The sequence below is a fragment of the Polaribacter filamentus genome (assembly GCF_002943715.1).
Classification (GTDB): domain Bacteria; phylum Bacteroidota; class Bacteroidia; order Flavobacteriales; family Flavobacteriaceae; genus Polaribacter; species Polaribacter filamentus.
The window spans coordinates 1-9,761 of sequence record NZ_MQUA01000011.1 but is presented as its reverse complement, the minus strand read 5'-3'; the positions used below and the strand labels follow the sequence as shown (position 1 = coordinate 9,761).

Here is a 9,761-nt window from a genome sequence, read left to right as displayed (position 1 = left end):
AAGCGCATTAGAATATAAAAGTTTTAGAGATGAAGTTACGAACCTGCAACAGGTAAAATTGCAGAACAATTAACTCTAAAATCAACCTTTGATGGAATGGTAGTAAGCCTTATACCAGAAAAAAGCATTTATGAAAATAAAAAAGTTAATTTCTTTTTCCAGACATAAAAGAAAAGTGGTCTGTACAAGTTAGATATGGTATCGCAGAAATTCAATCTTTTAATGTTAATGATGCAGATATCTTTTTAGAAATTAATTCTAAAGACTGGAAGAAATTAGCATCAGGTGTAGGATGGCGGTATTGAAAGTTACTTCTCTGGAAATATGAATTTTAAAAAAGAGAAATCTACTTACTTTTAAAAGCTTTTTCGACTATGTTTAAAAATTAACTAAATAATTAACCCAAAATTAACTAAATAATTAACCAAAATTAACTTAAATCAGATGATAAAACAATTAAAAAAGGGAATTAAAAATTACATTAACATTACTGACATTTCTAATAACTGTACAATTAAGTGCTCAAACTGTGCTGAGCGGTAAGGTTATAGATTCTAATGACAAATCTCCTTTACAGGAGGCAAATATACTAATTATAGGAGGTTCTGAAGGAGCATCAACAGATTTTGATGGGAATTTTACTTTAAAGTAACGAACAATTTCCTTATACTATAACAGTTAGTTTTACTGGTTATGATACTAAAAGTATCAAAGTTATAAAGCTTCAGATGTTTCTTTAATTAGATTAAATGAAGTATTTCATTAGATGAGATTATTGTTTCAGCTTCTAGGAAAAGGGAGAAAATTCAAAGAAGCACCAGCAGCAGTAAGTGTACTTTCTGCAAAAGCATTAGCAGCTTATGCTGTTTCAAACCCTGTACAAGCATTACAAAATTTAACAGGAGTTGATGTAGCAACTTATGGTATTGGAGAATCAAAAATTAATTTAAGAGGTAAGTCTACAGTTTTCAATCGGAAACGCTTGTTATTGTAGATTATAGAAATATTAGTATGCCAAGTTTGGGGCAAAACAAATCTGGTCAAAATCAGTAGATGCAATCGATTTAGAACGCGTAGAGGTTATTAAAGGACCAGGAAGTGCATTATATGGACCTGGGGTAGAAGCAGGAGTTGTGCATTTTATTACCAAAAGTCCATTTAAAAACAAGGTTTAACCTTGTCTATGGGGTTAGGTAATCAAAGTCAATTTCAAACAGCATTTAGATATGCAGAAGTTTCTGAAAATAAAAATTAGGTTTTAAATTTACAGGTATCATAGAACAGCAGAAGACTTTCTTTTGATGACGCAGAAAGCCAAGCTCGTTTAGAGAGCTATGGCTCGTTTACGAGTAAGATAATTACCAGTGGAGTGGATGGCCGTACTTTTGAAGTAAAAGTGCCAGATTTTACATACTGAAAGCTATGGTGTAACTGGACACTAGAGTACAAACCATCCGATAAAACGACAATAACAAGTTTAGCGGGTTATAGTACGACTGAAGGTTTATTTAGAACTGCGCAAGGTGATGGATATCAAACTGCACCAAGAGGTTTTGCTCAAGTTGTATGCAATCTGGAGGTTTGTTTGCACAAGTTTTTTGGTCTCAACAAAATGCAGGAGAAAATACGTGGTTGTATGGACCAGCATTAACGAACTTTAATAATGCAGAGCAATTAGAAGGACAAGTACAATACAATTGGGATGTTTCTCAAAATTTAAACCTTATTGTCGGTTCAGATTATAAAACTTTTGATACCGATACCAAGGGTACTATTAATGGTAAATATGAAGATGCAGATGAATATTCTATAATTGGTGCTTATGCACAAGTAAATATAATGCAACAGATAAGTTAGATATTACAGCAGCAGCAAGAGTTGATAGATTTGCAGTTTAAATCATATTTCTTTTTCACCAAGAGTTGCAGCTGTTTACAAAGCAAGTGATAATCATACGTTTAGAGCTACTTTTAACCAGTCAACTGGTGCTCCACTAGGTATTAATTTATTTACAGATTTGCCAACTGGTCAAGGGCCAGCGGGTTCTTTAATTTGTTAACAGGTGGTGCAGAAGCATTTACCTATAATAATGGAAATGCGTATAGTTTTATAACTCAATCTGCAGTAACAAGTACTGATTTTCCTTTAAGAGCATTATATAATATGGTTGCTGCAAATTTTGCTGGTAGCCTTTAGCAGCAAGTGTTAATGCTGTAGGTACGCAAATAACAGGTACAACATCTGCAACCGTTTTTGGAACTCCAATAAAAAGAGGTCCATTAGTACCCTCAACATCTAGTCAATTTGAAATTGGATATTCAGGCAGCCCAACTAACAAGTTGAAAGTTACATTAGATGCCTATTATAATAAAAGAAATAATAATATATCATCTACTTTATTGTCTTCAAAATTTTATGGTTATGCAACAGCAGGATCTGATTTAGCAGCAGCAATTACAGCTGTAAATCCTGGTTTCGCAAATTACGTATTACCTTCTGGTGCTACTGTAGCACAAACTTTTGCCGGAGGAATTAACGGTGTAACTTTGAATGCTTCAACTGGAGCACCAAATCCTTTAGGTTTTATGTCATCAGATCAATCACCAGGAAATGCTTTAGATATTACCTATTTTAATGTTGAGAGTGTAGATTATGTAGGGGTAGATTTGGGTTAGATTATTTTATGTCAGATGATGTAACATTAAATGGTAGTATTTCTTGGTTAAGTAATTCATATTGGGATGAAGTAGCGATATCTGGATCAACTCAAAAAGTACCTTTTTCTCTAAATGTTCCAGAAATTATGGCAAAATTAGCTATAAACTACAGCCAGAATTAGGTTTCAATGCAAATGCAGCAGTTCGTTATAGAGGCGAATTTCAATCTGAGAATGGAGGTGCTTGGACAGGTACAACAGAAGCTTCTACATTAGTAGATTTAAGTTTTGGATATAACTTTGATAAAAATATTGCATTTAAACTAACTAGTGTAATCTTTTTGATTCTAAATACAGACCAATAGCAAATGCTCCATTTATTGGAAGAACTATTTTAGGTCAATTAACTTTACATTTCGATTAATTATTTATTAACGTATTCAATTAATTACTTGCACGAGAGGAATAGTTTAAAAATTATTCCTCTTTTTTTAAAATATTATGAAAAATTTAGAATATGATTACGTAATTATTGGAAGTGGCTTTGGTGGTTCTGTTAGTGCATTACGTCTTTCTGAAAAAGGATATAAAGTTTTAGTTATAGAAAAAGGAAAATGGTTTAAAGCAGAAGACTTTCCTAAAACTAATTGGAACTTTAAAAAGTGGTTGTGGCTTCCTCAAGTAGGTTTTCAAGGTTTTTTAAGATGACTTTTTAAATCACGTTACAGTACTTTCGGGTGTTGGAGTTGGGGTGGTTCATTAACCTACGCAAATACATTACCAGTTCCTAAAGGCGATTTTTTTGAATCAGGTAGCTGGTCAGATCTTAACAATTGGAAAAATATTTTAGAACCATTTTATGAAACAGCATATAAAATGTTAGGTGCTGCAACAAATCCTAAACTAGATGCATCAGATCTAGCGTTAAAAGAATTAGCAAAAGATATTGGTAAAGAGGCACATTTTGAAGCAGCCAAAGTAGCTATCTATTTGGCGAATCGGGGCGTACAGTAAAAGACCCCTATTTTAACGGTAAAGGACCAGACAGAACAGGTTGTGTGCATTGTGGTGCTTGTATGACAGGTTGTCGATACAATTCTAAAAATACTTTAGACAAAAATTACTTGTATTTAGCGCAGCAATTAGGCGCTACAATTATTGCAGAGAAAGAGGTAATAAATGTATTGCCTATAAATAAAGATGATGGAAGCGATGGGTATACAGTTGATATAAATCAAAATTAGGAAAGAAATTAAAAGGAAAAGTAACCACAAAAGGAGTTATTTTCTCTGGTGGCGTGATGGGAACTGTACCATTATTACTAGAATTAAAAGATAAAAGTTTACCATATCTTTCTGATAAAGTAGGGTGTAATATTAGACCAACAACGAATCACTATTGGTGATGACTTCTACTGAAAAAAATCATAAAGATTACTCTAAAGGAATCGCAATTGGTTCTGTTCTACACACTGATGAGAATAGTCATCTAGAGCCGGTTCGTTATGGTGAAGGGTCAAGTTTTTTTAGAACACTAACCATACCAACTATTCATAATAAGTTTGTTGTATTTAGACTTTTAGGAATGTTTGGAATTATATTGAAACAACCTTTACGTTTTTTGAAAACAGTATTTGCAAAAAACTACGCTAAGAGAACTACTGTTTTGTTATTTATGCAAACATTAGACAGTACTTTACGGATTAAAAAGGATTTTTACAAGGATGAAAACAGTTACAGAAGGTGGTCAAAAACCTAATGCATTTATTCCTGAGGCGCTAACTTTAGGTAAAAAATTCGCTAAAATGGTAAAAGAATTCCATATGCTAATTTTACAGATGTATTATTAGGAAGTCCAACAACAGCACATATCTTAGGAGGTGCGGTAATGGAGAAGACATTTCTGTTGGTGTTATTGATAAAGAATGTAAAGTCTTTGGGTATCAAATATGATGGTTTGTGATGGAGCTATGATTTCTGCAAATCCTGGCGTAAATCCCTCTTTATCAATCACACCAACAGAAATGTCTTCTCCCATTCCGCACCTCCTAAGATATGTGCTGTTGTTGGACTTCCTAATAATACATCTGTAAAATTAGCATATGGAATTGCTTTTACCATTTTAGCGAATTTTTTACCTAAAGTTAGCGCCTCAGGAATAAATGCATTAGGTTTTTGACCACCTTCTGTAACTGTTTTCATCCTTGTAAAAAATCCTTTTTTAATCCGTAAAGTACTGTCTAATGTTTGCATAAATAACAAAACAGTAGTTCTCTTAGCGTAGTTTTTTGCAAATACTGTTTTCAAAAAACGTAAAGGTTGTTTCAATATAATTCCAAACATTCCTAAAAGTCTAAATACAACAAACTTATTATGAATAGTTGGTATGGTTAGTGTTCTAAAAAAACTTGACCCTTCACCATAACGAACCGGCTCTAGATGACTATTCTCATCAGTGTGTAGAACAGAACCAATTGCGATTCCTTTAGAGTAATCTTTATGATTTTTTTCAGTAGAAGTCATCACCAATAGTGATTCGTTGTTGGTTCTAATATTACACCCTACTTTATCAGAAAGATATGGTAAACTTTTATCTTTTAATTCTAGTAATAATGGTACAGTTCCCATCACGCCACCAGAGAAAATAACTCCTTTTGTGGTTACTTTTCCTTTTAATTTCTTTCCTAATTTTGATTTATATTCAACTGTATACCCATCGCTTCCATCATCTTTATTTATAGGCAATACATTTATTACCTCTTTCTCTGCAATAATTGTAGCGCCTAATTGCTGCGCTAAATACAAGTAATTTTTGTCTAAAGTATTTTTAGAATTGTATCGACAACCTGTCATACAAGCACCACAATGCACACAACCTGTTCTGTCTGGTCCTTTACCGTTAAAATAGGGGTCTTTTACTGTACGCCCCGATTCGCCAAAATAGATAGCTACTTTGGCTGCTTCAAAATGTGCCTCTTTACCAATATCTTTTGCTAATTCTTTTAACGCTAGATCTGATGCATCTAGTTTAGGATTTGTTGCAGCACCTAACATTTTATATGCTGTTTCATAAAATGGTTCTAAAATATTTTTCCAATTGTTAAGATCTGACCAGCTACCTGATTCAAAAAAATCGCCTTTAGGAACTGGTAATGTATTTGCGTAGGTTAATGAACCACCCCCAACTCCAACACCCGAAAGTACTGTAACGTGATTTAAAAAAGTCATCTTAAAAAAACCTTGAAAACCTACTTGAGGAAGCCACAACCACTTTTTAAAGTTCCAATTAGTTTTAGGAAAGTCTTCTGCTTTAAACCATTTTCCTTTTTCTATAACTAAAACTTTATATCCTTTTTCAGAAAGACGTAATGCACTAACAGAACCACCAAAGCCACTTCCAATAATTACGTAATCATATTCTAAATTTTTCATAATATTTTAAAAAAAGAGGAATAATTTTTAAACTATTCCTCTCGTGCAAGTAATTAATTGAATACGTTAATAAATAATTAATCGAAATGTAAAGTTAATTGACCTAAAATAGTTCTTCCAATAAATGGAGCATTTGCTATTGGTCTGTATTTAGAATCAAAAAGATTACCACTAGTTAGTTTAAATGCAATATTTTTATCAAAGTTATATCCAAAACTTAAATCTACTAATGTAGAAGCTTCTGTTGTACCTGTCCAAGCACCTCCATTCTCAGATTGAAATTCGCCTCTATAACGAACTGCTGCATTTGCATTGAAACCTAATTCTGGGCTGTAGTTTATAGCTAATTTTGCCATAATTTCTGGAACATTTAGAGAAAAAGGTACTTTTTGAGTTGATCCAGATATCGCTACTTCATCCCAATATGAATTACTTAACCAAGAAATACTACCATTTAATGTTACATCATCTGACATAAAATAATCTAACCCCAAATCTACCCCTACATAATCTACACTCTCAACATTAAAATAGGTAATATCTAAAGCATTTCCTGGTGATTGATCTGATGACATAAAACCTAAAGGATTTGGTGCTCCAGTTGAAGCATTCAAAGTTACACCGTTAATTCCTCCGGCAAAAGTTTGTGCTACAGTAGCACCAGAAGGTAATACGTAATTTGCGAAACCAGGATTTACAGCTGTAATTGCTGCTGCTAAATCAGATCCTGCTGTTGCATAACCATAAAATTTTGAAGACAATAAAGTAGATGATATATTATTATTTCTTTTATTATAATAGGCATCTAATGTAACTTTCAACTTGTTAGTTGGGCTGCCTGAATATCCAATTTCAAATTGACTAGATGTTGAGGGTACTAATGGACCTCTTTTTATTGGAGTTCCAAAAACGGTTGCAGATGTTGTACCTGTTATTTGCGTACCTACAGCATTAACACTTGCTGCTAAAGGGCTACCAGCAAAATTTGCAGCAACCATATTATATAATGCTCTTAAAGGAAAATCAGTACTTGTTACTGCAGATTGAGTTATAAAACTATACGCATTTCCATTATTATAGGTAAATGCTTCTGCACCACCTGTTAACCAAATTAAAGAACCCGCTGGCCCTTGACCAGTTGGCAAATCTGTAAATAAATTAATACCTAGTGGAGCACCAGTTGACTGGTTAAAAGTAGCTCTAAACGTATGATTATCACTTGCTTTGTAAACAGCTGCAACTCTTGGTGAAAAAGAAATATGATTTAAAGCTGCAAATCTATCAACTCTTGCTGCTGCTGTAATATCTAACTTATCTGTTGCATTATATTTACCTTGTGCATAAGCACCAATTATAGAATATTCATCTGCATCTTCATATTTACCATTAATAGTACCCTTGGTATCGGTATCAAAAGTTTTATAATCTGAACCGACAATAAGGTTTAAATTTTGAGAAACATCCCAATTGTATTGTACTTGTCCTTCTAATTGCTCTGCATTATTAAAGTTCGTTAATGCTGGTCCATACAACCACGTATTTTCTCCTGCATTTTGTTGAGACCAAAAAACTTGTGCAAACAAACCTCCAGATTGCATACGAACTTGAGCAAAACCTCTTGGTGCAGTTTGATATCCATCACCTTGCGCAGTTCTAAATAAACCTTCAGTCGTACTATAACCCGCTAAACTTGTTATTGTCGTTTTATCGGATGGTTTGTACTCTAGTGTCCCAGTTACACCATAGCTTTCAGTATGTAAATCTGGCACTTTTACTTCAAAAGTACGGCCATCCACTCCACTGGTAATTATCTTACTCGTAAACGAGCCATAGCTCTCTAAACGAGCTTGGCTTTCTGCGTCATCAAAAGAAAAGTCTTCTGCTGTTCTATGATACCCTGTAAATTTAAAACCTAATTTTTTATTTTCAGAAACTTCTGCATATCTAAATGCTGTTTGAAATTGACTTTGATTACCTAACCCCATAGACAAGGTTAAACCTTGTTTTTTAAATGGACTTTTGGTAATAAAATGCACAACTCCTGCTTCTACCCCAGGTCCATATAATGCACTTCCTGGTCCTTTAATAACCTCTACGCGTTCTAAATCGATTGCATCTACTGGATTTTGACCAGATTTGTTTTGCCCCAAACTTGGCATACTAATATTTCTATAATCTACAATAACAAGCGTTTCCGATTGAAAAACTGTAGACTTACCTCTTAAATTAATTTTTGATTCTCCAATACCATAAGTTGCTACATCAACTCCTGTTAAATTTTGTAATGCTTGTACAGGGTTTGAAACAGCATAAGCTGCTAATGCTTTTGCAGAAAGTACACTTACTGCTGCTGGTGCTTCTTGAATTTTCTCCCTTTTCCTAGAAGCTGAAACAATAATCTCATCTAATGAAATACCTTCATTTAATCTAATTAAAGAAACATCTGAAGCTTTATTAACTTTGATACTTTTAGTATCATAACCAGTAAAACTAACTGTTATAGTATAAGGAAATTGTTTCGTTACTTTTAAAGTAAAATTCCCATCAAAATCTGTTGATGCTCCTTCAGAACCTCCTATAATTAGTATATTTGCTCCTGGTAAAGGAGATTTGTCATTAGAATCTATAACCTTACCGCTCAGCACAGTTTGAGCACTTAATTGTACAGTTATTAGAAATGTCAGTAATGTTAATGTAATTTTAATTCCCTTTTTTAATTGTTTTATCATCTGATTTAAGTTAATTTTGGTTAATTATTTAGTTAATTTTGGGTTAATTATTTAGTTAATTTTTAAACATAGTCGAAAAAGCTTTTAAAAGTAAGTAGATTTCTTTTTTAAAATTCATATTTCCAGAGAAGTAACTTTCAATACCGCCATCTACACCTGATGCTAATTTCTTCCAGTCTTTAGAATTAATTTCTAAAAAGATATCTGCATCATTAACATTAAAAGATTGAATTTCTGCGATACCATATCTAACTTGTACAGACCACTTTTCTTTTATGTCTGGAAAAAAGAAATTAACTTTTTATTTTCATAAATGCTTTTTTCTGGTATAAGGCTTACTACCATTCCATCAAAGGTTGATTTTAGAGTTAATTGTTCTGCAATTTTACCTGTTGCAGGTCGTAACTTCATCTCTAAAACTTTTAATTCTAATGCGCTTGTTAAATAATAGTGCCTAGCATTTGGATTTGAATTTGACCCTCCTAGTTTTATTAGGCTATTGTACCTTAACTCTAATACTTCATTATCTTTTGGAGCAATTTTTAAAAGATAGTCTGTCAACTCCAAAGACCATTGATAATTTTTAGTAAAAGCTGCTACAGTTGTTTGCTTTAGAACATCAAAACACCTGCTAATTCAATTATTTTTGCTGTTTTCTCTTTTAAAGGTAAAGGCAATAAGGTTGATGGGTTTCCATCAAATAAACCTAAAGAACGAGCAAATACAGATTTGACAGACCAATTTACTTTACTATAAAACTCTTTTAAATAAGGCGAATTGGATAAATGAGTTGGTAAAATTACTTTTTCAGCAATTTCGTCTGGCATTAAACCTAAATTTATATTTCTAATCGTCTGATCATGTACAAACTGAATAGCATCCCTATAATTAGTCAATATTTTCCGAATTGTATCTTTTTGTTTTATGGGTTTAGTGTGACTTGGT

The 9,761-nt window shown here is 32.9% G+C and carries 16 protein-coding genes; 11 read left to right on the top strand and 5 right to left on the bottom strand.

The genetic code is table 11. The features are described from left to right. Positions 1–529: 529 nt before the first annotated feature. The 11 genes from BST83_RS01995 (at position 530) to BST83_RS20315 (ending at position 4,414) form a co-directional block, all read left to right on the top strand. Positions 530–652, top strand: coding sequence for a carboxypeptidase-like regulatory domain-containing protein (locus BST83_RS01995; RefSeq protein WP_170062712.1), 123 nt, complete (start codon positions 530–532; stop codon positions 650–652). Between the two features lie 114 nt (positions 653–766). Then, positions 767–994: a Plug domain-containing protein gene (locus tag BST83_RS21040; protein WP_104808353.1), complete on the top strand. Its 228-nt coding sequence runs from the start codon at positions 767–769 to the stop codon at positions 992–994. Between the two features lie 40 nt (positions 995–1,034). Then, positions 1,035–1,175, top strand: coding sequence for a TonB-dependent receptor plug domain-containing protein (locus tag BST83_RS21035; protein WP_104808355.1), 141 nt, complete (start codon positions 1,035–1,037; stop codon positions 1,173–1,175). Positions 1,176–1,566: 391 nt separating this feature from the next. Further along, a complete protein-coding gene (locus BST83_RS01980; RefSeq protein WP_104808352.1) occupies positions 1,567–1,857 on the top strand; it encodes a hypothetical protein in 291 nt (96 codons plus the stop codon). A gap of 195 nt (positions 1,858–2,052) precedes the next feature. Further along, positions 2,053–2,196: a hypothetical protein gene (locus tag BST83_RS19745; protein WP_170062711.1), complete on the top strand. Its 144-nt coding sequence runs from the start codon at positions 2,053–2,055 to the stop codon at positions 2,194–2,196. 143 nt (positions 2,197–2,339) lie between these two features. Then, positions 2,340–2,675, top strand: coding sequence for a hypothetical protein (locus tag BST83_RS01975; protein ID WP_104808351.1), 336 nt, complete (start codon positions 2,340–2,342; stop codon positions 2,673–2,675). Positions 2,676–2,683: 8 nt separating this feature from the next. Next, positions 2,684–2,839 carry a hypothetical protein gene (locus BST83_RS19740; protein ID WP_170062710.1) on the top strand — a complete coding sequence of 52 codons (156 nt, stop codon included), beginning with the start codon at positions 2,684–2,686 and terminating at the stop codon, positions 2,837–2,839. A gap of 318 nt (positions 2,840–3,157) precedes the next feature. Then, entirely contained in the window at positions 3,158–3,364 is a 207-nt protein-coding gene (locus tag BST83_RS20330; protein WP_240614613.1) for an FAD-dependent oxidoreductase, read from the top strand. A gap of 168 nt (positions 3,365–3,532) precedes the next feature. Next, on the top strand, positions 3,533–3,670 hold the full coding sequence (locus BST83_RS20325; protein WP_240614612.1) for a hypothetical protein: 138 nt from the start codon (positions 3,533–3,535) through the stop codon (positions 3,668–3,670). A gap of 62 nt (positions 3,671–3,732) precedes the next feature. Next, a complete protein-coding gene (locus BST83_RS20320; protein ID WP_240614611.1) occupies positions 3,733–3,900 on the top strand; it encodes a hypothetical protein in 168 nt (55 codons plus the stop codon). Between the two features lie 160 nt (positions 3,901–4,060). After that, positions 4,061–4,414 carry a hypothetical protein gene (locus BST83_RS20315; protein WP_240614610.1) on the top strand — a complete coding sequence of 118 codons (354 nt, stop codon included), beginning with the start codon at positions 4,061–4,063 and terminating at the stop codon, positions 4,412–4,414. A 153-nt stretch (positions 4,415–4,567) separates the two neighbouring features. Here the strand turns inward: BST83_RS20315 and BST83_RS21130 are convergent, their stop codons facing one another. From BST83_RS21130 to BST83_RS21025, 5 genes are all read right to left on the bottom strand, one after another. Beyond that, on the bottom strand, positions 4,568–4,693 hold the full coding sequence (locus tag BST83_RS21130) for a hypothetical protein (RefSeq protein ID WP_302849444.1): 126 nt from the start codon (positions 4,691–4,693) through the stop codon (positions 4,568–4,570). Continuing rightward, complete coding sequence (locus tag BST83_RS01965; RefSeq protein WP_104808350.1) at positions 4,666–6,087, bottom strand: GMC family oxidoreductase N-terminal domain-containing protein; 1,422 nt, start codon at positions 6,085–6,087, stop codon at positions 4,666–4,668. The genes BST83_RS21130 and BST83_RS01965 overlap by 28 nt, the downstream gene beginning before the upstream one ends. Before the next feature lie 77 nt (positions 6,088–6,164). Continuing rightward, complete coding sequence (locus BST83_RS01960) at positions 6,165–8,816, bottom strand: TonB-dependent receptor (protein WP_104808349.1); 2,652 nt, start codon at positions 8,814–8,816, stop codon at positions 6,165–6,167. A 273-nt stretch (positions 8,817–9,089) separates the two neighbouring features. Further along, positions 9,090–9,383 carry a hypothetical protein gene (locus BST83_RS21030; protein ID WP_254712439.1) on the bottom strand — a complete coding sequence of 98 codons (294 nt, stop codon included), beginning with the start codon at positions 9,381–9,383 and terminating at the stop codon, positions 9,090–9,092. Positions 9,384–9,427: 44 nt separating this feature from the next. Next, the coding region (locus tag BST83_RS21025; protein ID WP_302849443.1) for an alkyl sulfatase dimerization domain-containing protein at positions 9,428–9,761 on the bottom strand (334 nt) is incomplete at its 5' end.